The organism is Clostridium gelidum, assembly GCF_019977655.1.
GTDB classification, from domain to species: domain Bacteria; phylum Bacillota; class Clostridia; order Clostridiales; family Clostridiaceae; genus Clostridium; species Clostridium gelidum.
Genome location: NZ_AP024849.1, coordinates 110,466 through 136,515, shown reverse-complemented (window position 1 = coordinate 136,515; position 26,050 = coordinate 110,466). Strand labels below are relative to the sequence as shown.

General features: G+C 29.6%; 20 protein-coding genes. 3 read left to right on the top strand and 17 right to left on the bottom strand.

From position 1 onward, the window contains the following. Positions 1–2: 2 nt before the first annotated feature. The 13 genes from psyc5s11_RS00585 to purR form a co-directional block, all read right to left on the bottom strand. Positions 3–278, bottom strand: coding sequence for an HU family DNA-binding protein (locus psyc5s11_RS00585; RefSeq protein ID WP_224035758.1), 276 nt, complete (start codon positions 276–278; stop codon positions 3–5). Positions 279–497: 219 nt separating this feature from the next. Further along, a complete protein-coding gene (locus psyc5s11_RS00580; RefSeq protein WP_224035757.1) occupies positions 498–1,949 on the bottom strand; it encodes a bifunctional methyltransferase/pyrophosphohydrolase YabN in 1,452 nt (483 codons plus the stop codon). A gap of 19 nt (positions 1,950–1,968) precedes the next feature. Then, the gene (locus psyc5s11_RS00575) at positions 1,969–3,504 is read right to left on the bottom strand and encodes a putative polysaccharide biosynthesis protein (protein ID WP_224035756.1); all 1,536 of its coding nucleotides are present in this window, start codon (positions 3,502–3,504) and stop codon (positions 1,969–1,971) included. Positions 3,505–3,600: 96 nt separating this feature from the next. Then, on the bottom strand, positions 3,601–4,149 hold the full coding sequence (gene spoVT / locus psyc5s11_RS00570; RefSeq protein ID WP_224035755.1) for a stage V sporulation protein T: 549 nt from the start codon (positions 4,147–4,149) through the stop codon (positions 3,601–3,603). A 320-nt stretch (positions 4,150–4,469) separates the two neighbouring features. Then, complete coding sequence (locus tag psyc5s11_RS00565) at positions 4,470–5,507, bottom strand: peptidylprolyl isomerase (protein ID WP_224035754.1); 1,038 nt, start codon at positions 5,505–5,507, stop codon at positions 4,470–4,472. A gap of 203 nt (positions 5,508–5,710) precedes the next feature. Next, complete coding sequence (mfd, locus tag psyc5s11_RS00560) at positions 5,711–9,211, bottom strand: transcription-repair coupling factor (RefSeq protein ID WP_224035753.1); 3,501 nt, start codon at positions 9,209–9,211, stop codon at positions 5,711–5,713. Between the two features lie 14 nt (positions 9,212–9,225). Continuing rightward, on the bottom strand, positions 9,226–9,801 hold the full coding sequence (gene pth / locus psyc5s11_RS00555; protein ID WP_224035752.1) for an aminoacyl-tRNA hydrolase: 576 nt from the start codon (positions 9,799–9,801) through the stop codon (positions 9,226–9,228). A 21-nt stretch (positions 9,802–9,822) separates the two neighbouring features. After that, positions 9,823–11,262, bottom strand: coding sequence for a HAMP domain-containing sensor histidine kinase (locus psyc5s11_RS00550; RefSeq protein ID WP_224035751.1), 1,440 nt, complete (start codon positions 11,260–11,262; stop codon positions 9,823–9,825). Then, entirely contained in the window at positions 11,263–11,949 is a 687-nt protein-coding gene (locus psyc5s11_RS00545; RefSeq protein ID WP_224035750.1) for a response regulator transcription factor, read from the bottom strand. Positions 11,950–12,271: 322 nt separating this feature from the next. Beyond that, positions 12,272–13,237: a ribose-phosphate diphosphokinase gene (locus psyc5s11_RS00540; RefSeq protein ID WP_224035749.1), complete on the bottom strand. Its 966-nt coding sequence runs from the start codon at positions 13,235–13,237 to the stop codon at positions 12,272–12,274. A gap of 46 nt (positions 13,238–13,283) precedes the next feature. Further along, complete coding sequence (gene glmU / locus psyc5s11_RS00535; RefSeq protein WP_224035748.1) at positions 13,284–14,651, bottom strand: bifunctional UDP-N-acetylglucosamine diphosphorylase/glucosamine-1-phosphate N-acetyltransferase GlmU; 1,368 nt, start codon at positions 14,649–14,651, stop codon at positions 13,284–13,286. Between the two features lie 318 nt (positions 14,652–14,969). After that, the gene (gene spoVG / locus psyc5s11_RS00530; protein WP_224035747.1) at positions 14,970–15,245 is read right to left on the bottom strand and encodes a septation regulator SpoVG; all 276 of its coding nucleotides are present in this window, start codon (positions 15,243–15,245) and stop codon (positions 14,970–14,972) included. A gap of 158 nt (positions 15,246–15,403) precedes the next feature. Beyond that, on the bottom strand, positions 15,404–16,219 hold the full coding sequence (gene purR, locus psyc5s11_RS00525; RefSeq protein ID WP_224035746.1) for a pur operon repressor: 816 nt from the start codon (positions 16,217–16,219) through the stop codon (positions 15,404–15,406). A 292-nt stretch (positions 16,220–16,511) separates the two neighbouring features. Between purR and murC the strand changes: the two genes are divergently transcribed. The 3 genes from murC (at position 16,512) to psyc5s11_RS00510 (ending at position 21,238) form a co-directional block, all read left to right on the top strand. Continuing rightward, positions 16,512–17,891, top strand: a complete 1,380-nt coding sequence (murC, locus tag psyc5s11_RS00520; protein ID WP_224035745.1) for a UDP-N-acetylmuramate--L-alanine ligase — start codon at positions 16,512–16,514, stop codon at positions 17,889–17,891. Between the two features lie 280 nt (positions 17,892–18,171). Next, complete coding sequence (gene asnS / locus psyc5s11_RS00515) at positions 18,172–19,566, top strand: asparagine--tRNA ligase (RefSeq protein WP_224035744.1); 1,395 nt, start codon at positions 18,172–18,174, stop codon at positions 19,564–19,566. A 586-nt stretch (positions 19,567–20,152) separates the two neighbouring features. After that, a complete protein-coding gene (locus tag psyc5s11_RS00510) occupies positions 20,153–21,238 on the top strand; it encodes an HD-GYP domain-containing protein (RefSeq protein ID WP_224035743.1) in 1,086 nt (361 codons plus the stop codon). A 110-nt stretch (positions 21,239–21,348) separates the two neighbouring features. On the opposite strand, the gene psyc5s11_RS00505 is transcribed toward psyc5s11_RS00510, so the two are convergent. From psyc5s11_RS00505 to psyc5s11_RS00490, 4 genes are all read right to left on the bottom strand, one after another. Then, a complete protein-coding gene (locus psyc5s11_RS00505) occupies positions 21,349–21,963 on the bottom strand; it encodes a DNA-3-methyladenine glycosylase (protein ID WP_224035742.1) in 615 nt (204 codons plus the stop codon). A gap of 361 nt (positions 21,964–22,324) precedes the next feature. After that, positions 22,325–23,200 (bottom strand): aldose 1-epimerase family protein, encoded by an 876-nt coding sequence (locus tag psyc5s11_RS00500; protein WP_224035741.1) that lies wholly within the window; start codon positions 23,198–23,200, stop codon positions 22,325–22,327. Between the two features lie 223 nt (positions 23,201–23,423). Then, positions 23,424–23,933, bottom strand: a complete 510-nt coding sequence (gene nrdG / locus psyc5s11_RS00495) for an anaerobic ribonucleoside-triphosphate reductase activating protein (RefSeq protein WP_224035740.1) — start codon at positions 23,931–23,933, stop codon at positions 23,424–23,426. Positions 23,934–24,109: 176 nt separating this feature from the next. Beyond that, positions 24,110–26,032, bottom strand: a complete 1,923-nt coding sequence (locus psyc5s11_RS00490) for an aconitate hydratase (protein WP_224035739.1) — start codon at positions 26,030–26,032, stop codon at positions 24,110–24,112. Between the last annotated feature and the right edge of the window lie 18 nt (positions 26,033–26,050).

Genomic DNA, 26,050 nt, shown 5'->3' with positions numbered 1-26,050 from the left:
TATTACTTGTTTACTTTATCTTTGAATTCTTTACCAGCTTTAAATACTGGAACTGTTGTTGCAGGAATGTTTATAACTTCCTTAGTTCTAGGGTTTCTTCCTTCTCTAGCTGCTCTTGCTCTTGTTTCGAAAGTTCCAAATCCAACTAATTGAACTTTTTCACCTTTTTCTAATGATTCCTCAACACTTTCAATCAAAGCTTTTAATGCTAATTCTGCATCCTTTTTTGTTAATTTACTCTTTTCTGCCATACTAGTTATTAATTCTGCTTTATTCACAATAACATCCTCCTTAAAATCCAGTTATATATTTTCTAACTGTTTTCTTTATGTACTAAATTGCACTTCTTTATTATATAACCTCTTCAGCTACCCGTCTATAGAAAAACGCTTTCTTTCCCTATATATAACTAAATAATCCAAATAAATCGTTACAACATAGTTCCTATAAATAATTATTCTGCATAAACTAAGGAATTCCTTTATTTAAATTGTATATTATTCTAATTTTTTTGAAATTTCCCAAAGCTTATCCATTTCATCTATATTCATATTAGTTAATTCAATGCTTTTTTCTTTTGCAACTCTCTCAATATAATCAAATCTTTTTATAAACTTATCTATAGTCCAATTTAATGCTATTTCTTCATCTACTTTTAAAAATCTTGCAACATTAACACATGAAAATAATAAATCTCCAATTTCTTCTTTTATTTTCTCCATATTTTCTGTATTATATACATCCATTACTTCTTTAAGTTCTTCTTTTACCTTATTTATAGCAAAACTTACATCGTCAAAATCAAATCCAACCTTTCTTGCCTTCTCTTGAACTTTATGTGCCCTTAAAAGTGCTGGTAATCCTTTTGTTATACCCTTCATTTCTTCTGTAAGACTACTATAACCCTTTTCTTTTTTCTTTAATTCATCCCATTTTACAAGTACTTCGTCTGAAGAATTTAATTCATTACAACTTTTAAAGACATGTGGATGTCTGCTTATCATTTTATTGCATATTCCTTCAATTATATCACTTATATCAAAGTATCCATCTTCTTTTCCAATAGATGCATGAAAAACAACTTGAAGGAGCACATCTCCCAATTCCTCAATCAAAGAATTGTCATCCTCTTGATCAATTGCATCTATAACTTCATAACTTTCTTCTATTAAAGCTTTTTCAATAGACTTGTGAGTTTGTTCCCTATCCCACGGACAACCATCTTCACTTCTTAATACTTCTATTATCTCTAAAAGGTCATTGAAGTCCTTTTTATTTTTCAAGTCCTTTGGAATGTATATAGATGTTAAATAATCTATATCCTCTTGCATATCTAATTCAAATAAGGGTATTATTCTTATGCTTTCTTGATTTTTTATTCCTGCAGCTCTGACATAATAAATTTGTGTTTCATCATTATATTGCTCTAGTAGCTTTATTTTGACTTCTGATGCTATTAATTGATTATACACCTGAGTAACTATAGTTCCTATTCTCTTGTCTAAAATCTGATTACCTATATCAAAGGAGTCTATAACCTTCAATCCTCCTATTGGATCTATTCTAAGACTCTCAATCATGGCATCAATAAAGCTTACTGCTGGTATTATCTTATATTCTATATTATTTTCTTTGCATAACTCTATTAAATTAAATACTGATCTCTCTGCGACTAACGGATGACCAGGCACTGCATAAACTAAATCTCCTAGCCTCTCATGCTTTTTAATCAAGTCATTAGCTATGTTTAAATATACCTCATCAAAACTGCCTATACTTTCATAAACATTATCATAAGTATCAAATATAATTTTCTTTTCTTTTAAGTAATCTACTGTTGGATGCTTTTCTGTCCTTAAAAATACATTTTTATTGCTTTCAAGTTCACAGATTGTTCCTATAGTCAATGCTTCCTTAGCCCCTGGTCCTAATCCCACTATTTTAATCATTAGGTTCTTCTCTCCTTCTTTACCTCTTTTTAATTCTGCTCTTTATCTCTTCAACATCAAACACTTTAAATACAATTATTAATAGCATATATATTATCATACCTAAAAGTATAGATAATAAACAAGACATACCATTACTTGTTGTCTTTTTATATATAATATTATAACCGATTAATACAAATAACATCATAATAGTTGATGCATATACTGGTTTTATTAATATTTCATATAAATTAAGTTTTACTCTTAATGTAAATTTCATGGTTATTATATTTAAAATACTTACTGCAGCATAAGCACTAAAACTTGCTATAACAGCGCCATATATATTAAATTGCTCCATTGGAACCAGTATCCATGTTAATACAACCTTAATTATACATCCAATTAATAAATTAAGAACAGGTTTTATATAATTTCCCGTTCCTTGTAATATTGCTGTTGTCGTTTGAGTAATTATTATAAAAGGTATGGCTAAAGATAAATATTTTAATATTTCTATACCCGCAAATCTACCTGGAAATATGAATTTCATTACTGGTTCAGCTAAAAAGAAGAGTCCAAAAGCACAAGGAATTGCAATTACCGTTGTCATTTTCATAGCAGCATCTATTTTGTCTTTAAGTTCTTTTTGTCTTTTAAGTACAAATATTTCAGCTATAATGGGAATTAAAGATGTGCAAATTGCCATGGAAAGAGTTAATGGAATGTTTATAATAACAGATGCTTTACCCGTTAATTGTGCATATAGTACAGTAGCTTGCGTGTTTGTAAATCCAGCTTCCAATAGTTTTTGTGGAACTAATATTGAATCTATTAAATTCATAATGCTACTAACGGTTGTACCTAATGATATTGGTATTGCAATTCTTAATATAGTATTTAATATTTCAGGATTACTTTTTATCTTTTTTACCTTATAGAGTTTCCTTATCTTTTTGTATTTAGAATATAGATACAAACCTCCAATAGCAGCTCCTGCAGTAGCACCAAAGGCTGCTCCACCTGCAGAATATTCAATGCCCCTCGGCAATAGGAATATAGCAAGTCCTACTCCAAATATAACTCGCCCAATTTGTTCTATTATCTGTGATATGGCTGATGGGGTCATATTCTGCAAACCTTGAAAAAAACCTCTAAATATAGTTAAGAAAGATATTACAATTGGTGCAAAGGATATTCCTATTAATGAATAATAGGCTTTGCTATCCCATTTTAAGAACATTATTATTGGTTTTGCAAAAAAGAATAATACCAATGTAGTACCTGTCCCTATAATAGTCATTAAAATAGCTGATTCCTTCATTACTTCAAAACTTCCATACATATCATTTGTTGCATTTTTTTCTGATATCATCTTAGAGATTGCTACAGGTACTCCTGAAGCCATAGCTATAAAGAACATATATAGCGGATATGACATTTGATAATACCCTATTCCTTCATCGCCTATTAACATTATTAGTGGCCATCTAAAAAACAGACCTAAAAATCTAGTTAATATTCCTGCTGCTCCAAGAATTATACTTGCTTTTATTAGTGATTGCTTATTCATAAAACACCTCCAAACTTACATGTTACTAATTAATTATTATTGTAAGTTTGGAGGTATTATTCCTTTTATTTTTATATAGTGATCAAATACTAAATATTATTGCTCCATTTGTTTTCCTAAAAATGCTGCTGCTGTTTCAACTAGTTTTGTTTCAACTTCTCCAAGCTCCACATCTTCTTTTGATACAATAATTACTGCACCAATTTGATCACCTTCTGCCATAATTGGTGATATGACTTGACTGTTATAAGTTGTTTCATCATCATCATTATGTAATGGTATTACTGAATTACTAGATTTATTTAATAACACAGTTTTTCTTGAATCCATTATCTTTTCTAACTCACTACTTACTTTTCTTTCTACGTATTCTTTTTTAGTTGCTCCACTCACTGAAACAAATGCATCTTTGTCACAGATTAAGACAACGTGACCTATAACTTGTTGTAAGCTATCGCAATATTCTTTTGAAAAATTAGTAAGTTCTTCAATTGGTGAATATTTCTTTAGAATCACGCCTCCATCTCTATCTGTAAAAATCTCTAATGGATCTCCTTCTCTTATTCGTAAAGTTCTCCTTATTTCTTTTGGTATTACCACTCTTCCTAGATCATCAATTCTTCTAACAATTCCTGTTGCTTTCATTGGTTATATAACCTCCTTTGAAACTCTATTAATTGGTTGCACTATTATTATTTGAATTTCTAGAAATTTTATACACTTCTAGGCAAATTTTATATAAGAATTTATTTTTCATAGTAAAATAGCTAAACAGGGCATACACGGACTAGATTTCTTATGCATATAAATAATTTCTCCAATTTTGCATTTAATAATTATGTAAATATAATTTTATTAAATGAAAAGGCTGTTTCAAAATAATTTTCATTATTTCAAAACAGCCTTGTTCATGTTTATTATTTGAAGGTTTCTATAACTTAACAATTATTATAAAAAATTAAGAATTATAATTTATCCTCATTAGTTTTAACTTTTAAATCTGTTTTCCATTCTGCTATTTTATCATTAAAAGTGCTTCCTTGTTTTTGTTGTAACATTGTCGCTTTAATTTCATCTTTAACTTTATCTAATGGAGTTACTTCTGCACCTTTTAATCCAGTAGCTTTAATTATATGATATCCAAATTGACTCTTTACTGGTTGTGAAACTTCTCCCTCTTTTAAATCCTTAAATCCTGCCACAAATTCAGGAACTAATTGTGTTGAATTATAGGCTACAAATCCTAAGCTACCACCTTTATCCTTGCTTCCATCTATTGAGTTTGCCTTAGCTAATGTTGCAAAATCAGCTCCACCATCTATTTGTGCTTTCAATGAATTAGCCTTTTGCAATGATGCATCATAATCTACTGTTGTTCCATCACTAGCTTTTTCAGAAATTAATATATGCGCCACATTTGCTCCAGCACCTACTGAATATTTAGCATCTTTATTTTCATCATAATATGTTTGAACTTCATCGTCTGTAACAGTGACATCTTTTATAATGTCTTGTTGAACAGCCTGGAGTATGCTTTGATTCTTTATATAATCCTTAGCTTCATCCTCCGTTGTAAATCCATATTGTTTTAAAGCACTTTCCAATTGTCCTTCTTCAGTATATTGGGCTTTAAGTTGACTTATAGCTTCATCAGCTTTACTATTTAATTCGTCATCTGATGGCTTTACATTTAATTCAGTAGCTTTTTGTAAAAGTATCTTTTCAGTTACCATTTTATCTAATTGTTGTTTTTTTATTTTTGCTAGTTGATCTTTAGCTTTATCATTAGTTGCATAATCAGCTCCTAGCTGTTGTTTTAACTGTGGATCAGCTTTACTCATTTCTTTATCAAAATCGCCTTTTGTTATTTTTTCATTTCCAACTGTTGCAAGTACTGTTTTTTGTATTGCCTCCGGTGTCTTTTCGATCATCTTGCATCCCATAGCTGATACTGCAATTGTCAATATAGCTACTGTTGCCATTATTTTTTTTATTTTTTTCAAAATTTTCCCCTCGCTTATTCCTAAATTTAAACACTAAAAAAATTAACCATTTAAAGATACTATATACATTTTGTCACCTACGGTTATTTTTTGAATATGTCTTACTGTAAAAAGTAACAATATTAGTATATCAATATTGTTTTTATAATTCAATTTTTTATACTATTTTATTTTTGTTACTTCTCTTTTATATCATATCTTTGTTACAGTATTATGTCATTAAAAACTTCTTTTAAAAATTCTAATTTACTTTCTTTCTTTATATCTTTTAATTTGAATGCAAAATAAGGCTTGGCACCAAATTTTAATACCACACTCTTCTTATGCTTCTCCATTAATGTTTTGAATACTTTTTTATATTCACTTTCATTTTGTGCAAATTTGAATATTATTTCCTTAGGATTTTCTTTTACTTCTTCTATAAATATTGATTTAGCTCGACTCTTTATATATGCAATATCCATTAAATTATGAACTGGTTCTGGTATCTTAGAGTATCTATCTTCTAATTCTTCCCTTATGTCATTGTAATCATCTAATCCTTCAATTGCAGCTATCTTTTTATAAATCTCAATCTTTTGAATTTCATCATCTATATAGCTTTCTGGTATAAATGCATCAACTTTTATATCTAATGTGGTTTCTATAGGTTCCTTTTCAATATCTCCCTTAAGTATCTTAACTGTATCTTCAAGCATTCTACAATATAAATCATATCCTATTGATGCCATATGACCATGTTGAGACGACCCCATCATATTGCCTGCTCCTCTGATTTCTAAATCCCTCATGGCTATCTTGAATCCAGAACCTAGTTCAGTAAAATCCTTCAGTGCTTTAAGTCTTTTTTCTGCAACCTCTGTTAAAACCTTATCTTTAGTGTATAAAAGATAGGCATATGCAATTCTATTAGATCTGCCTACTCTACCTCTTAACTGATAAAGTTGAGAAAGTCCCATCTTGTCTGAATTGTAAATAATTATTGTATTTACATTTTGAATGTCCATACCAGTCTCTATTATTGTTGTACAAACTAATACGTTGTATTCCTCTGACATAAAATCAAACATTTCTTTTTCAAGTTGCCTTTCTGCCATTTGACCATGGGCAATTCCAACCTTACTTTCCGGGACTAATGTCTGCACAAACTTAGCCATTCTTTCAATGTCTTCAACTCTATTATATACAAAATAAACTTGACCACCTCTACCTATCTCTCTGATAATAGCATCTCTTATAAGTTGATCATTTTGTTCTACAACATAGGTTTGAATAGGGTATCTTTCTTCCGGTGGAGTTTCTATAACAGAAATATCGCGAGCTCCACTTAATGACATATGAAGAGTTCTAGGAATCGGTGTTGCACTTAATGTTAAAACATCAACATTTTTTTTGATACTTTTAATTTTTTCTTTTTGTTTTACTCCAAATCTTTGTTCTTCATCTACTACTAGTAATCCTAAATCTTTAAATTGTATATCTTTAGATACTAATCGATGAGTACCTATTAAAATATCTATATTACCCTCTTTTGCCTTTTGTAAAATTTCTTTTTGTTGTTTTGCGGTTCTAAACCTACTAACCATATCTACTTTTATAGGAAAATCAGAAAATCTATTTTTTAAATTTTTATAATGTTGTTCTGCTAAAATAGTAGTTGGAACTAATATTGCCACTTGTTTTCCATCCATGACAGCCTTAAATGAAGCTCTTAATGCAACTTCAGTCTTCCCATATCCAACGTCCCCACATAAAAGTCTGTCCATAGGCTTATCCGATTCCATATCTTGTTTTATTTCTTCTATTGACGTCAATTGATCTGGAGTTTCTTCGAATGGGAATTCATCTTCAAATTGCCTTTGCCATTGTGTATCCTTAGGAAACTTATGTCCCTTTACAGTGCTTCTCATAGCATAAAGTTTAACTAAATCTTGAGCTATTTCATTAATTGAATTTCTTGCTTTTGCCTTTGCTTTTTGCCATTCAACACTTCCAAGCTTATTAACCTTTGGAGATTTGCCTTCACTTCCAATGTATTTTTGGATTAAATCAAGTTGATCCACTGGAACATATAACTTATCACCTTTATCATATACAATATCTAAATAATCTCTTTTATGTCCTCCAACATCGATTTGCTTAATTCCTTTGTAAACACCAATTCCGTGATTAGCATGAACTACATAATCTCCTAATTTTAGTTCTGCAAAGCTCTTTATCTTAGAAATTCCTTTTTTCTTTGATTTACTATTTTTGAGTTTCCTCTTTGCTTCACCAAACACTTCCTTGTCTGATATTACGCAAGTTTTGTACCTTGGATATTCAAAACCTCTTAATTGGTTACCGAAAGTTATTACAACTTCCCCATATTCAATTTTATCAACATCATCTCTATAATTACTTTCTATTCCTCTATCCCTTAAAGTGCCTACTAACCGTTCTCCTCTAGATCTTGTTCCTGATAATATTAATGTCTTATATCCTGCAGTTTTTTTGCTTAATATATCATCAATTAGTAAATCCAATTGCCCTTGATAATTATTTAATGTCACTTGAGCTATATCCACTACTGAATATGGTGTAAGCCAATCAGTACCCTTAGTTAGTGCTTCAAAAAAAGCAATATTTTGATCTTCAAACGATTCTAATACTTGTTCTTTATTAACTAATAAATCTCCTTGTCCCGGAAATATATCACCTCTTTGAGAAAAAGCAGTAAAATTTTCTTCAAATTCTAAATATGTAGATTCTAATTTTCCTCTACATCTTTGAACATTATCTAATACAAAAAAGTAATCTTTAAAATAGTCAAAAAGACTTTCGGTTTCTTTAGTGAAATATGGCAAATAACTATCTATAGTTTCAAAAGATGATGTTTCTTCTAATGATTCTAGATTTTTGTTTAATATCTTTCTTAGCTTTTCTACTCTCTCATTGTCATTAGCACTTGATTCAATTCTATCAAACTCTTCCCTAAGTTTATCACTACCAATTTTTATGGTCTCTTCAGATATTATTATTTCTTTTGCAGGGAAAATATCTAATTTCTTCACTTTTTCAATACTTCGTTGAGACTCTGTATTAAAAGTTCTAATGGATTCTATTTCATCACCAAAAAGCTCAACTCTATATGGATAAGTTGAACACGTTGGGAAGACATCCAATATTCCACCTCTTAATGAAAATTGACCCTTTCCTTCTACCATTTCTACTCTTTCATAACCAGACTGAATTAATGTTTTTGATATTTCTTTAAGATTAGCTTCACCGCCTTCTTTTAACTTCATGCTATACTCTGAAAATAATTTATGTGGAGTATATTTAGCTGCAAAAGAGTCTATTGAAGTTACTATTATCTTCTTTTTCTTATTTAATATTTCATTTATTACCTTTAATCTTTCCCACCTTAAATCGCCAGAAATAGCATCAATACTGTAGAAAACAGTTTCTTTCACTGGAAAATAGTATACTTCATTGGTATAAAATATCAAATCTTCGTAAAGGTTTTTTGCTTCCATATCACTTTGAGTCACAATTATCATGGATTTATCAATATTCTCAAAAATTCCATCTATAATATATCCTCTACCGGATTCAGATGCACCATATATCCCAATAGGATATTTTTTACTTTCAATACCTTTTATGATATTTTGAAATTCTATGCTACTTTCCAAGGGCTCTAATAACCCTTTTAATCTCATCTCATGCACCTTCCTTAAATCGTTTTATTTATTTTAAATCCATTAAACTGATTCATAGCTGTTTTAGCATCACTTTTTATTATTTCTGCTGTTGCCTTTATTGCTGCATCTATGGTCTTATTTAATACAACAGTTTCTTCTTTTGTGAACTTTCCCAACACATGTTTTATTAAATCTCCGCCAGGTTGTCCTACGCCTACTTTTATCCTAGAAAAAACCTCACTACTAAGATGTGCTATAATGCTTTTTATTCCATTATGCCCACCAGCACTTCCCTTTTCTCTTATTCTTAAACTTCCTATTTCTAAGCTAATATCATCATATATAACTAAAATATCACCATTATCGATATTATAAAAGTTTACAACTTCTCTTACACTTTCTCCACTTAAATTCATGTAAGTATTTGGCTTTAAAAGAATAACCTTTTCACCCTCAATGAATCCTTCTCCATATGTACCTTTAAATTTTTGCCTGTTTATTTCAATATTATACTCTTTTGCAATATTATCAACAACTTTAAATCCAATATTATGTCTTGTATCCTCATATTCCCTCCCGGGATTTCCAAGACCTACTATTAAAAACATACTGTTCTCCTCCTTAGAATATTATCTATTTTTACTATTCTTATATTTTGTAAGTGAAAATGTGAATGTAACACCTATATGCGGATTATTTTTAACCCAAACTTCTTCACCTTGTTGCATCAGTATCATCCTCACTATAGGTAATCCAAGTCCAGTACTAACCTTATTTGTTCTAGATTTATCTGACTTATAGAATCTATCCCATATATGTCTTATTTCTTCATCTCCAATTTTAGGACCATTATTATATATTTGTACAAAAACTTTTGATCCTTTATGATATGTACTAATTTTTATCATTCCACTATTACCACAATACTTAATAGCGTTATCTAATAGATTAGTTATAACTTGCATTGTTTTATCTTCATCTGCATTTACATAATATTTTTCTTTTTGTAACTCTACCTTTAATGTTATTTCTTTTTCTTTTATATTTTGCTCATTATTTATAATACATAATCTAATTAATTCATTTATATTAATCTTTTTTATATTAAATTTTAATTTACCAGATTCAATAGTTGATAAATCTAGTAAGTCATTAATTAATCTTGTAAGTCTTTTTATTTCACTATAAACTCTCTCTAAATAATAACCTTCTTTATCCTTTGGAATTACTCCATCAATTATTCCTGCAATAAATCCCTTTATAGACGTAATTGGAGATCTTAATTCATGAGAAACATTTGATATAAAATCTCTCCTATTGTTCTCAACTTTCTCCAAAGATTCAGCCATTATATTAAAGGAACTCGCAAGTTCACCAATTTCATCTTTCGATTCTATATTAACTCTTCTATTAACTTCTCCACTTGCAAATTTTTTAGCTACATTATTTATTTCAGCTAACGGATTAATTAATATTTTCTTTGAAACTAAAGACAATACTGCTGATGCAAATAGCATTGCAACTAATGCAGATATCCATACAATAAAATAAATTCTGTGTAATTGCTTACTTATTATTGCTAAAGGAGTTGTCATTATAACATATCCTTGAAACTGATTATTTTCTATTACTGGATATATATAAGTAAAATTCTCATTAATATATTCTACAGGTTTTCCACTATTTAAAATCTTCATATTCTTTTCTGAAATATTAGACTTATCTTCTACCTCAATGTTATAAAAATCTACAGTTTTATTGTTTTTAATTTTAGAATATACATATATAGAACCAGCCTTATCTGAAACAATAATATCTGCATCAGCTCCAACACTTGCCATATCTACTATAGCTTGCAACTTATCAAACTCTATATCACCCTTTTCAGTATTATACATTTTAATAACTTTAGATATATATTCTCCATTTTGCTCAAATTCTGTTCTTTTTTCACCAAAATAAGTCATTCTAAACCATATAGATAACATCCATGCCAATAATACTAAAACAATAGTTAAAATAATTATAAATGTCATTATTAATTTTTGAAGTAGACTACCGCATTTCATTTATTTCACCTCAAATTTATATCCAACACCCCATACTGTTTCAATTTCCCACTGCTCTCCACCACTTATTTTCTCTCTTAATCTTTTTATATGAACATCCACAGTTCTAGAATCACCTGGATATTCATATCCCCAAACTTCACAAAGCAATTGTTCTCTTGTAAAAACTTTATTTTTATTATTTGCTAGATAATATAATAATTCAAATTCTTTTGGTGGCATTTTTATTTCTTTTTCATTATATATTACCTTATAAGAAGTCGAATCTATTGATAAATCACTTAATTTTATCACTTCACTTTTAATGTTTTCTGAAGAATATCTTCTGAGTACTGCTTTAACTCTAGCTAGTAATTCTTTAGGCTCAAAAGGCTTTACTATATAATCATCTGCACCAAGCTCTAATGCTAAAACCTTATCAAAAGTATCACCCTTTGCCGTAATCATTATAACAGGTGTTTCTTTTTGTTTTCTTATCCATTTTAAAATATCAATTCCATCTATATAAGGTATCATCACATCAAGCAAAACTATATCTGGACTATATTCTAAATATAATCTTTGTGCCTCTTTACCATCTAAAGCTATCTTAGTATTGTATCCAGAACTTTTTAAATACATATCTATCACTTCACTAATATTTTCATCATCATCTACAATCAAAGCCTTGGTTGTAACTCCATCCACTATTTTTCCTCCTCTTAATTAGACTCATATTACTTATATATCATACATAAATTATTTTTTTATAGCAAAGAAAGAAATATGATTAATACTTGCCATAGTAAGCATTTCAAAAATGCCTCACTTCACAATTATTAATTATATTTCAATTTAAATTTATAATATAATTCTATTATAACCTTAATATTCACTATCCTAAAATAAAAATTATTTATTTATATTGTAAAAATAGAATGCATATTTTCCCATTTTTCTGAAATAAATATACATCCTATTTTAAGTTTCTAAATGTGTCTATTATTTAAGTGTTTTTTAATAGCATTTCTTATTGTTGATATTCAAATAATTTACTTATTGGTTGATCATCATAAATTCTTTTTATTGCTTCTGCAAACAAAGGTGCAACTGAAATTGATCTGATTTTATTAGTCTCTAAATCTTCTCTTAATGGAATTGTATTTAACATAACTAGTTCCTCTATTACTGAATTATTTATTCTATCCATTGCTGGACCTGATAATACTCCATGAGTACAACATGCGTAAATATTTTTAGCACCTAATTCTCTAAGTGCATTCGCTGCATTTGCAATAGTTCCAGCAGTATCTATCATATCATCAATTAATATGCATCTCTTGCCTTCAATATCGCCTATAATATTCATTATTTCTGAAACATTTGCTTTTGGTCTTCTCTTATCTATGATTGCTATTGGTGCATGTAAGTTATCTGCAAATTTTCTTGCTCTAGTTACACTACCTAAGTCTGGTGAAACTACAACAACATCTTCTTGATCTTTTAATCCCTTTGATATAAAATGTTCTGCAAGGATCGGTGCACCAAGTAAATGATCAACAGGAATATTAAAGTATCCTTGAATTTGGGCTGCATGTAAATCCATAGTTAGAACTCTGTGTGCTCCTGCTGCAGTTAATAAATCTGCAACTAACTTTGCAGTTATTGGATCTCTTGACTTAACTTTTCTGTCTTGTCTAGCATATCCATAATACGGTATAACTGCTGTAATTCTGCCCGCTGATGCTCTCTTAAATGCATCAATCATAATTAATAATTCCATCAAATTATTATTAACAGGTGAAGAAGTAGATTGCACTATGAATACATCATTTCCTCTAACAGTCTCATTAATATCCACAGATATTTCTCCATCGCTAAAAGTTGAAACCTTAGATTTCCCGAGTGGAACGCCTAATATATCTGTTATATCTTGGGCTAACTGCGAGTGTGAATTTCCAGTAAATACTTTTATATTTCTTCCATGCGTTATCATAATTAAGAAGACCCCCTTACTTTTTTGGTGGTTTATAATTAAATTTTTATTTTTTTAATCCCTTTTTTTCAACCCAGCCCTTAATATTTCTTTGCTTAGCTCTCGCAACTGCAAGGTCACCTTCATTTACTTCAGATGTAATCGTAGATCCAGCTGCAATATATGTATTATCGTGAATTGTAACAGGCGATACTAAATTAGTATTACAACCTATAAAGCTATGATCTCCAATAATAGTCTTATATTTATTTTTACCATCATAATTTACAACTACTGTTCCACAGCCAAAATTACATTCTGACCCAACTTCAGCATCCCCTATATAAGTTAAATGAGATACCTTAGTTCCATCCCCAATAGTTGATTTCTTTATCTCTACAAAATCGCCAATTCTCGCATTTTTACCTATTGTAGTTTCTGGTCTTATATATGCAAAAGGTCCAACTGTTGTATTATCTCCAATACTGCTATTTAATATAACTGAAGATTGAATATCTACTTCATCTCCAATAATACTATCTGCAATTCTTGAATTTTGATAAAGAAAACAATTAGTACCTATCTTTGTATTACCTTCTAAAATATTATTAGGATATATTATTGTATCCTGTCCTATTTCAACATCAATACCTATATATGTTGTTTTAGGATCAATTAATGTAACTCCATTTTCCATATGTTTAAGATTTATTCTGTCTTTAAGAATTTCTTCCGCTTGTGCTAATTGAACTCTAGAATTTACGCCAATAGTCTCCTCATAATCTGTTATAACTGCACCTACTTTTTTGTTTTTTAATTTTAATATTTCTATAACGTCTGTAAGGTAATATTCGCCTTGCTCATTATTATTTTTTAAATTATCTAAAGCCTCTACTAATAATTCAATATCAAAGCAATAAATTGCTGAATTCATCTCATTAATTTTAAGTTCCTCTTCATTGCAGTCCTTATGTTCAACAATTTTTAGCACTTCATTATTTTCACGTACAATTCTTCCGTAACCAGTTGGATCATCAACGATTGCAGTTAAAATAGTAGCTGCATTATTATCGTTAATATGATCATTAATTAATCGTTCAATAGTAGATTGCTTAATTAAAGGAGTATCTCCTGCAAAAATTGCAACTACTCCCTTCTTATCTCTTAAAAATTCTTGAGCACATTTAACAGCATGCCCAGTTCCTAATTGCTCAGCTTGTAGTGAGTACGATACTTTTTTATCTAATGTTCTTTCTTTTACAAGTTCAGCACCCTTACCTATAATTACATCTATATCATCAATCCCTGAATTTCTTATTGAGTCTATAACATGTTTTAACATTTCTTTACCGCATACTTTATGCAACACTTTAGGTAAATCTGACTTTATTCTCTTACCTTGACCCGCTGCTAATACTAGTGCACATTTATACATTATATATCACACCTCATTCATAAATTTAGACATCCAAGAAAATCTACTCCCTACTCTTTTATCTGTGAAATGATCTTGGTTGTACTTAAAAGTTCTTGGTTGTGCTTCGCACTTTTTTCATCAGTGCGCACTTTTTTATATGGGTTATATTAACACGATTAATTATCTTAATAACGTGTTAAATATTCATATTAATTCAATTATATTGGAAAGCTACTCTTATTTCAACCTATATAATAGCCTTAATATTTCCTTTTAAAATTTAATTTCACGAAATAAGAGGAAGTCACAAAAACTTCCTCTTACGTCTCAAAACCATTACACTTTTACAACTTCTTCTGAAATAGCCTTTTGGTAAGCTTCTAAAATTGCAGTCTGAATTTTTTCTCTTGCTTCTGTATTTATTGGGTGAGCTATGTCTTTAAATTCTCCATCTGGTGTTTTTCTACTAGGCATAGCAATAAATAAACCCGCTTGTCCTTCTATAACTTTGATATCATGAATTACAAATTCATTATCAAATGTAACAGAAACTATTCCCTTCATTTTACCTTCTGATGTGATCTTTCTAATTCTAACATCTGTAATTTGCATTTTACTCCACCCCTCCCAGTTGCTTAAAAAATACTTAATATTTATATAATTTCTCCACAAATTTCTAAATTCCTTTTTTATATTTGATAAATCCTTATAAAATTTATTTTTTGTGAGTTTATATAAAATGCTACAGATGCAATATTATCCTAACTTAATTAAGAAAATACTTTTGAAGGCTGTATTCCTATGATTGCTGATTTATCTACTGCAGTTAATTCAACAATAGAAACATATTCACCAACTAATTTCTTTTCAATTTGTTTATTATCTATTAATACTCCAATTCCTATGAGCTCACTATCGAATTCCTTTAGTAGAGCTTTAATTCCAACCGCAGTTCCTCCACCCTTCATAAAGTCATCAATAAATATACATTTACTTGATAGTTTCATTGATTTTTTTGACAATGCCATTTGTTGTAACCTTCCATTACTGCCCGAAACATAATTTATCGTAACAGTTGGTCCTTCTGTTGCTTGACTATCCCTTCTTGCAATAACCAATTGTACACCTAAATTTCTAGCTACTTCATACGCTAGGGGAATTCCCTTAGTTTCAACAGTTATTACATAATCAACATCTTTTCCCTTAAAGCATGATGAAAGCATAACTCCCGCTTTACTTATTATTTTAGGGTTGTATACCAGGTCCGTCATATATACTATATTTCCTGGAATAACTCTTCCATCGTCACTTAATTGCTTACATAGCTCTAGTGCAAAAGCTTTCTTCTTTTCTTCACCACTTTGTGGGATATATTTTATTCCGCCTGCAACACCCGCAATTGTCTCGACTTTACCCATTTCAAGTCTTTCTAAAACTTCACGAACAACAACTATATCTTCACTTATAGTAGACTTTGCTGCATTTAATAATTCAGAAAAATTATTCAACCCTAGTATTTTGTTAGGATTTTCTACTAATATTTTGGTTATGGCAACTACTCTCTTATTTCTCGTAAATTTCTCCATTTTAATCACCTACACGAATTTTTTTATATTAAATCCCTTTAATATTCATATTTTATGCTAAATTTAAGTTAATATCAATATTTTTAATTATAAATGTTAATGTATATCTTTCTAACTTATACATTAATACGATAAATCTTCATAAAAATATCATGTATTTGTTTTTTTCTATGGTTGATTTTTAGAAAAATGTATATAATTATAATTAAAGCATAAAACTAAAGATTTTCATTAAGTTTTTAAAAAAGTATATTAACGCTTTAGTTTTATTAATTAAAAAGGAGTTGATCGTTTGTCTTTCGATTTTATAAAGGATAAAGATAAGAAAATTCATTTTATTGGTATAGGTGGAATCAGTATGAGTGGCCTTGCTGCTGTTTTATTAAATAGTGGGTTCAAGGTATCCGGATCAGATTTTAAAAATTCTCCAATTGTTGAGAAATTAAAAACTTCAGGTGCTGAAATTTATATAGGTCATAAAAGAGAAAATATTAAAAATGTAGATTTAGTAGTTTATACCGCTGCAATACCATCTGATAATCCTGAACTTTTAGAAGCTCAAGAAAAAAACATTTCATTAATGGATAGAGCTGAATTCTTAGGGGAAATTATGAAAGGTCATAAGTATAATGTAGCGATCTCAGGTACTCATGGTAAAACTACATGTACCTCTATGCTTTCTCATGTTACACTTGCTGGTAATTTAGATCCAACTATTTTAGTAGGTGGAGAATTAGATATAATTGATGGAAACTTTAGAATAGGTAATAGTGAGTATTTTTTAACTGAGGCTTGTGAATATAAGCGTTCATTTCTAAAGTTTTTTCCTTACGTAGGGGTGATTTTAAATATAGATGCAGATCACTTAGATTGCTATAAAGATATAGATGAAATTGCTGATACTTTTTTTAAATTCTCTAAACTTATTCCTAAGGATGGCTATCTTGTAGGATATGCTGATGATTTTAGAGTTAAAGAAATTCTATCAAAAGTAGATTGTAATACTTTAAGTTATGGTTTTGATGAAACTTCAGATGTAACTGCTAAAAATATTATCTTCAACAAAGATGGTTGTGCAACTTTTGATGTTTATAAAGAAACTAAAAATTTATTTACTCTTACTTTAAGTATTCCAGGTAAGCATAGTATATTAAATGCCCTTGCCTCAATATGTGTTTCTCTTATTTTTAATATTTCTAATGATAATATAATTGAAGGATTATCAAAATGCAAGGGAGCTCATAAGAGATTTGAATACAAAGGTGAAATAAATGGAGTTACTGTAATTGATGATTATGCTCATCATCCTACAGAAATTAAAGCTACTTTAAGTACTGCAAAACAAATTCAGCACAATAAAACTTATTGCATTTTCCAACCTCATACTTATACTAGAACAAAATCTTTATTTGATGAATTTACAGACTGTTTTAGTGATACTGATGAGCTAATATTAATGGATATTTATGCTGCTCGTGAAAAAGATACTGGACTTGTATCTTCTGATGAACTTGGAAATGCTATAAGAAGCAAAGGTATAAATTGTACTAATGTTCATTCACATGATGAAGCATTAAATTATGTTAAGTCAAAACTTACTTCTGGTGATTTATTATTAACAGTAGGTGCTGGTGATGTAGTTATTGTTGGAGAAAAATATTTAGAAGCTTAAATAATCCACAGTTTTGAAAGTTGGCTGGAGTAGACATGCCCCATTAAGGCTTACTTAAGTTGCATTAGCTAAGAAAGTATTGTAAAATCTAGTTAGTATTAAACCTAATAGAATATTGCATTAGACATATCCTGGAAAATAACAATTCAGTATGCTAGTCTAACTTTTTGTTTTTTGACTTGTTATTTCCTTTTATGTGCCTAACTTTTACAATAAAAAACCTTTTTCATAAATTTTATGTTTTAACTATAATATATTTATAAAATGGAGGTCATATAATATGGCAAAATCGAATTTAATTAGAAGCCTTTATAGAAATACTGATGATTTTCTATCAAAGGAAATAACAATATCAGGTTGGATAAGAACTTTAAGAGCATCTAATGCTTTTGGGTTTATAGAAGTTAATGATGGTTCCTTCTTTAAAAATATTCAAATAGTCTTTGATGATAAATTGGATAATTTTAAAGAAATATCAAAATTACCTATAAATTCTTCAATTTCAGTTATAGGTACATTAGTTGCCACACCTGATGCAAAACAACCTTTTGAAATTCAAGCAAAAGAAGTTATTGTTGAGGGAATGTCAAACTCTGATTATCCTCTTCAAAAGAAAAGACATACTTTTGAGTATTTAAGAACTATAGCTCATTTAAGACCTAGAACTAATGCTTTTTCAGCAACTTTTAGAGTACGTTCTGTTGCTGCTTTCGCTATACATAAATTCTTCCAAGAACAAAACTTCGTATATGCACACACTCCTATAATAACTGGTAGTGATGCTGAAGGTGCTGGAGAAATGTTTAGAGTAACAACTCTTGATCCTAAAAATCCACCATTAACTGAAGATGGAAATATAGATTATAGTAAAGATTTCTTTGGCAAAGAAACTAATCTTACTGTTTCTGGTCAATTAAATGGTGAGTGTTTTGCTTTAGCTTTCAGAAACATCTATACTTTTGGCCCAACTTTTAGAGCTGAAAACTCTAATACAACACGACATGCCGCTGAATTTTGGATGATTGAACCTGAAATTGCTTTTGCAGATTTACAAGATGATATGGAACTTGCAGAAAGCATGCTTAAGTATGTTATACAATATGTTATAGATGAATGTCCTGAAGAAATGGAATTCTTTAACTCATTTGTTGATAAAGGATTATTAGAGAGATTGAATCATGTAGTTTCATCAGACTTCGCTAAAGTTACTTACACAGAAGCTGTTGAAATCTTAGAAAAATGTGGCAAGCAATTTGATTACGATGTAGCTTGGGGCATTGATTTACAAACAGAGCATGAAAGATATCTTACTGAAGAGCACTTTAAAAAGCCTCTTTTTGTAACAGATTATCCTAAAGATATAAAAGCATTCTACATGAGAATGAATGATGACAACAAAACAGTTGCAGCTACTGACCTTTTAGTTCCAGGAATAGGAGAAATAATAGGTGGTAGCCAAAGAGAAGAAAGATTAGATCTCTTAAAGGGTAGAATGGCTGAATTAGGATTAAATGAAGAAGACTACTGGTGGTACTTAGAATTAAGAAAATATGGAGAAACTAAACATGCAGGCTTTGGTTTAGGTTTTGAAAGATTAATCATGTACATAACTGGCATGACAAACATCAGAGACGTAATACCATTCCCTAGAACTCCAGGAGCTAGCGAATTCTAAGAAGTTTAATATTCAACACATATGAATCTGTGTTATATTATTATATTACACAATTATTAAAAAGAGAGGTGAAATTAATTTGCCTCTCTTTTTGTATATTCAATATACATTAAATCTCGAATAAATACTAATTTAATATATCCTATATTCTTTGATATATTATTTTTTAATATAGTTGATCTGTAACTATTCCAATTGAAGTTGCTTTTATCATTGGATTTCCACTAAGTTTATATAATTTCCTCGTTCTAAATCCTTACATTTATAAGACAATTATCAACTTAAAATGTATACAACTTTTTCATTATTTTAAATTTATTTCTTCTAATACTATGTTACACATTATATAATTCTTGCAAACTATTTATATAAATACAGAATGGACTTAATATCATTAATGTCCTCTGATTAATAACATTAAACTCATAATTTTACAATATATCATATAAATAATAATATATTTTTCCTATAATACTACAAATAGACTAATTTTGCTGATATACTATTATTATGTTTTGATATATTAACTACGAATTATGTTGTAACTTGTATTATTTAAAACCAGACGTTTGAGGAGAAGATAATTATGAGATTAGTTCCAATTGAATGTGTAAAACCAAATACACTTATAGGTAAAACTTTATATGATATCGAAGGTAGAATATTAGTAAGATCTGGTGTAATTCTAAGCGAAGGAATTATATCTAAAATAAAAGAGATCAATATTTTATCCATATACATAATTGATGAATATAGCTCTGAAGAAATAGAAGATATTATTAAGCCTGAATTAAGACAAAAAGCAATTTTGACAATGAAAGAAGCTTTTTCTAATATAAATAGACTTACTGTAGCTGATAAGTTTTCAAAAAAAGAATCTGTATATTTTAATAACATTGAGAATATGGCTGAGGATCTAATTGAAAATGTACTAAACAACAAAAGTGTATTGCTTTCATTAGTAGATATAAGAAGTTTGAATAACTATGTTTATTCTCACTCTGTAAATGTTGCTGTAATATCACTTGTTCTTGGTACTGCTTTAAAGTTATCTAAGAGGCAATTACAATATCTTTGTACTGGAGCTTTGCTTCATGATGTTGGAAAATCATTTATTTCCAAGGAAATTCTTATGAAAGAAGAAGAACTAACGTCAGAAGAAACTTCATTGCTGCAACAACATTCAAATCTTGGATACAAATATTTATCAGATTCTTATAACTTAAGTGCTAATAGTAAAATAATAGCATTACAACATCATGAAAGGCCCGATGGCTTAGGTTATCCTAACGGATTAATTAATGATGAAATAAATACCTTAAGCAAAATAGTAAGCATTGCCAATGCATATGATGCGTTATCTACAGGTAGACCTAATAGAAAAGCAATGTTTCCAAGCGATGTTTTGGAGTATTTAATGTCTAATGCAGGTAAGATATTTGATTATGATATTGTTAATACTTTTTGTAAAATAGTAATTCCATTTTCTAAAGGAACTTTAGTTGATCTTAGTAACGGTGATATAGCTGTAGTTCAAGAGACACTACCTAACTTTCCACTAAGACCTATTGTAAAAATCCTTAAAAGCTCTAAAACTGAGACAATTAACAATGACATTAATTTAATAGATGAAATCTCAATAGTTATAGTAAGTATACGATACGAACTATAAGAAATTTATTAATATAAAGTACATATTGCTAATATAATTTCGGGCAACTTTTACACAAACTATTAATTGTAGGAATCAAAAAAATAACTGTCTCAAATGAATTGAAACAGTTATTTTTTAGAAATATATTTATTACCTTTTATGTAAAATCTCCAAGGGAAATTTATAGCCTCTTCTGCATAATCAATACCTATTCTTGTAGTTTCAACTATTTCAATCTTTTCCGACTCTCCATCCTCTATATAAAAGTCTCCTTTTTCATAAAGCTTAATGTAATTTTCTGATTTATTTATAGAAAATGCCATACACAATTTTGAAGGACCATTTGTAATTGATTTTTTCTTAGCTTCAGATAGCTCCTCATAATTTTCATCAAATCTTTTTCTAGCAAGATAATCAAATTCATTTAATGGTTCTAGTGCCCTTATTAAAACTCCTTCACCGTTGTTTTCAAGTCCACTTATAACATTGAAGCAGTGATATTTTCCATAAATAAAATATACATATGAAATGCCACCTTCTCTAAACAAAGGTTCTGTTCTTTCAGTTCTTCTGCCATTATAAGCATGAGATGCCTTATCTATTTCACCTATATACGCTTCTGTTTCAACAATCTTGCCTTTTAAAATTACATTATCAATATTTCTCACAAGAGTCTTCCCCAAAAGTTCTTTGGATAAAGTTAATGCTCCTTGCTTATAAAAATGTTTTTTTAAAATTGACATTTAGTTTCCCCCTTCTTAAGTATATTAGGCATATGAAAATAAATAACAAGTCCAAAGTTGCCATGAATATTTTTCATCAGGCAAGAAGACGAATTGCCCTCATAGCAGGCCTATTAGGTCAATTGGCCGACGCAGCATGATGGAAAATAGGCTGGCAAATGGACTTGTTATTCTTTTGATTATGCCTTAAAAGTGCAATTTACCAAAACTTTAATTCTATCCACATACCATTATAAATAATCCACAGATATATAAGTTTAATTCATATTTCTGTGGATTACTCTATAAAGTTTATTATTTCAAATATCCTGAAAATTATAAGCATATTTCTATTAAATCAGCATTAAAACAAATTTAATTTTTAAACAACTGTTACTTTATAAGTACAACTAAATTCTTTTCCTACTTCTAATGATATTATGCCTTCTTTTTCACTAAGTTCACCCTTAAAATCTTCATAATCTGCATGACCAAACCAAGGTTCTATACATACAAATGGTGCTCCATCTTTTGGTGCCCAAATTCCCATGTACGGAAAACCATTAAAGTCTACAGTTAACGCTTTGCTACTGATTTTTGATTTTATTGTTATTTTATCAGATTTTAAATTATCAAAAACTAAGGCATCATCTTTAAATAATTCCTTTGACAACATAAGAGTATCTATGGATTTTAAACATTCACTTTCATCATGAGAAAGATATCCATCTGTCGTAAGAACTTTTCTATCACTTGTTTCTTTTTCACTAAATTCAAGATAACAATCTTCTAATCTTTCATTTTGATTAATAGGACACATAAATGCTGGATGCGTTCCTATTGAAAAGTGTATTATCTTATCATCTAGATTATTAACACTATACTTAATATTAACTGTGTTATCTTCTAATGTATACGTAGATTTCAATGAAAACTTATATGGATATACTTTTAAAGATTCCTCTGAAAACCTTAATTCAAAAGTTACTTCATTATCCGTTTTAGAAATCAATGTAAACTCAGAAGTTCTAGCTAATCCATGCTGTGGTAATTTATATGTTTTTCCATCAACTCTGTACTTTGAATCTACAACCTTTCCCACTATAGGAAACAATATTGGTGCATGATACTTCCAATACTCAGAATTTCCATCCCATAAATATTCAGTTCCATCAATTTTACTTGCTATAGAATGTATTTCTCCACCATGAGTACTTGCTGTAATTTTAATACTTGAATTTTCTAAAGAATAAATCATAATATTTCCTCCTATATACTATTAATCTCGTAATAATCCTACGTGTTGTGATAGTTAAATTCAATCCCTTTTTCAATAATAACACCTAAGCCCGCATTTTAGGCGCATATTCTGAAGAATATATATGATAATATGGTTTAGAATATATATTCTTATATTCTTCAGAATACTTATGGTAAACCATATTAGAATATGCAATGTTTCATATAGCTTAGCTAACTGTTTATAAATTCATTGTAATAACTTCATTCAACCTTAAACTTTCTTTAACATCTATTATCCTTTGATTTATTGATCCTATAAACTTAAGTCCATCCTGTTGCTTTTCTTCTTCAAACCTGCCATCTACTAATACGTCAATACCATTAATTAAATCATTCCAACCTTCATATTCATCTTTATGTTCAATGATATATTCATAAGTATATCCTGTATAACTCCAAACATTTAATCCCTTGTCCTTAAATGCCTTTGCCATATAAGCAAACTTATCAGCCTGCTCCCATGGATCTCCTCCACTAAATGTAACTCCGCTTAAAATCGGATTATCTAACGTATCTTTTATTAATTCATCTAACATTCTTTCTTCCCCACCAGTAAAGTCATGAGTATCAGAATTAAAGCATCCTTCACAATTATGCTTGCATCCCTGAGCAAAGAATACTCTCCGCATTCCTGGCCCATTAACTAAACTTTCATAAGCTATTCCAGATAATCTTATAGTCTTTTCCATAATAATAACCTCTTTCTAAGTAATTTATCTATCATCATTCTAAAAATTCCTTTATTTATTAATTATAACTTAACTACAAATACAATTACAAATTATAATATCTTATAACACTAAAAGCACAAGAATTCAAAATTAATGAATTCTTGTGCTTTTTAATATTCTTCTATTATTATGAATTAAGCATTTGCTTTTACGTAGTTAAGTCTTCCGCCTGCTCTAATAACTGCAATTTCTTTTTCTGTTAAATCAATTGTTGCTTCAAATTCAGTTCCTTTAGTTAAGTTCTTTACTTTAACTACTCCTGATTCTAAAACAGCTTGAATATTCTCCATTTTTAAGTCATCTATTAAATCTATACTATCATAATCAGCTTCATTCTTAAATTCCACTGGAACTATTCCATTGTTTATTAAGTTAGCCTTATGAATTCTTGCAAATGATTTAGCTATAACTGCTTTGACTCCTAAGTATAATGGTGCAAGTGCAGCATGTTCTCTACTTGAACCTTGACCATAGTTTCCTCCAGCAATTATAAATCCACCGTTATATTCTTGAGCTCTCTTAGGGAATTCTGTATCTACTGTATTAAAGCAGAATTCTGCAAGATAAGGTATATTAGATCTAAATGGTAATAACTTTGAATTTGAAGGCATAATATGATCTGTTGTAATATTATCTTCAACCTTTATTAATACCTTACCTTCTACTTCTTCTCCTAATGGCTTAGCTACTGGGAATGGCTTAATATTAGGTCCTCTAACAACTTCAACTTCAGCATTAGTTTGTGCTGGTGCTAAAATCATAGAATCATCTATTAAGAATTCCTTAGGCATATCTATTGTTAAATCTATATCTACACCTGTTGGATCAGTCAAAACTCCATTGATTGCTGAAACCGCTGCAGTTTCAGGACTTACTATGTATATTTGTCCTGATAATGTTCCACTTCTACCATAGAAATTTCTATTCACAGTTCTAAGTGAAATTCCATTAGTTCCTGGTGATTGACCCATTCCAATACATGGTCCACAACCATTCTCAAGTATTCTTGCCCCAGCACTAATTATATCCGCCAACGCACCGTTTCTAGCCATCATTTCCATAACTTGTCTTGATCCTGGTCCAATTACTAAACTAATGTCTGCATGAACTTTGTTACCTTTTAATATCTTAGCAACCTTCATTAAATCTTCATAAGAGGAATTAGTACAGCTTCCTATAAATACTTGATCAACTTTAATCTTACCAACTTCACTAACCTTAGCCACATTATCTGGGCTATGTGGCTTAGCTGTAAGTGGAGTTAACTCATCTAAGTTAATTGTTACTACTTCATCATATGTAGCATCTACATCTGGCTTAAATTCTATCCAATCTTCTTCTCTTCCTTGTGCCTTAAAGAATTCTAAAGTTCTTTCGTCACTTGGGAAAATTGAAGTTGTAGCTCCAAGTTCTGCTCCCATATTAGTTATAGTAGCTCTTTCTGGAACTGAAAGTGTTTTAACGCCTTCACCAGCATATTCAAAAACTTTACCTACTCCGCCTTTAACCGTTAATACTCTTAAAACTTCAAGAATAACATCTTTAGCTGATACCATTTTATTTAATTTTCCTGTAAGTTCAATCTTTACTACCTTTGGAGTATTAATGTTGTAAGCTCCGCCTCCCATAGCAAGAGCAACGTCTAATCCACCAGCTCCCATAGCAAGCATACCAACACCACCTGCTGTTGGCGTATGACTATCAGATCCTATTAATGTATCTCCTGGTGTTGAAAATCTTTCTAAAAATATTTGATGACATATTCCATTACCTGGTTTTGAGAAATATACACCATACTTAGATGCAACAGTTTGAATAAATTTATGATCGTCTGCATTTTCAAAACCTTGTTGTAGCATATTATGATCTATAAATGCTACTGACTTCTTAGTCTTTACTCTATCTATTCCCATAGCTTCTAATTGAAGATATGCCATTGTTCCAGTTGAATCTTGAGTTAACGTTTGATCAATCTTTAATGCTATTGGTTCTCCTGCCTTTAATTCACCTTCAACAACATGGCTCTTTAAAATCTTGTAAACTAAATTATCACCCAAATTATGTTCCTCCTATTT

Coding starts and splice junctions, on each gene's coding strand:
- psyc5s11_RS00540 (WP_224035749.1), bottom strand. CDS start 13,237: ATGATAACGCATGGAAGAAATATAAAAGTATTTACTGGAAATTCACAC.
- psyc5s11_RS00575 (WP_224035756.1), bottom strand. CDS start 3,504: ATGAATAAGCAATCACTAATAAAAGCAAGTATAATTCTTGGAGCAGCA.
- spoVG (WP_224035747.1), bottom strand. CDS start 15,245: ATGCAAATTACAGATGTTAGAATTAGAAAGATCACATCAGAAGGTAAA.
- psyc5s11_RS00505 (WP_224035742.1), bottom strand. CDS start 21,963: ATGTCAATTTTAAAAAAACATTTTTATAAGCAAGGAGCATTAACTTTA.
- mfd (WP_224035753.1), bottom strand. CDS start 9,211: ATGAGATTAAAAGGGTTATTAGAGCCCTTGGAAAGTAGCATAGAATTT.
- nrdG (WP_224035740.1), bottom strand. CDS start 23,933: ATGGAAAAGACTATAAGATTATCTGGAATAGCTTATGAAAGTTTAGTT.
- psyc5s11_RS00500 (WP_224035741.1), bottom strand. CDS start 23,200: ATGATTTATTCTTTAGAAAATTCAAGTATTAAAATTACAGCAAGTACT.
- psyc5s11_RS00550 (WP_224035751.1), bottom strand. CDS start 11,262: ATGAAATGCGGTAGTCTACTTCAAAAATTAATAATGACATTTATAATT.
- spoVT (WP_224035755.1), bottom strand. CDS start 4,149: ATGAAAGCAACAGGAATTGTTAGAAGAATTGATGATCTAGGAAGAGTG.
- asnS (WP_224035744.1), top strand. CDS start 18,172: ATGGCAAAATCGAATTTAATTAGAAGCCTTTATAGAAATACTGATGAT.
- glmU (WP_224035748.1), bottom strand. CDS start 14,651: ATGTATAAATGTGCACTAGTATTAGCAGCGGGTCAAGGTAAGAGAATA.
- purR (WP_224035746.1), bottom strand. CDS start 16,219: ATGGAGAAATTTACGAGAAATAAGAGAGTAGTTGCCATAACCAAAATA.
- psyc5s11_RS00580 (WP_224035757.1), bottom strand. CDS start 1,949: ATGATTAAAATAGTGGGATTAGGACCAGGGGCTAAGGAAGCATTGACT.
- pth (WP_224035752.1), bottom strand. CDS start 9,801: ATGTTTTTAATAGTAGGTCTTGGAAATCCCGGGAGGGAATATGAGGAT.
- psyc5s11_RS00510 (WP_224035743.1), top strand. CDS start 20,153: ATGAGATTAGTTCCAATTGAATGTGTAAAACCAAATACACTTATAGGT.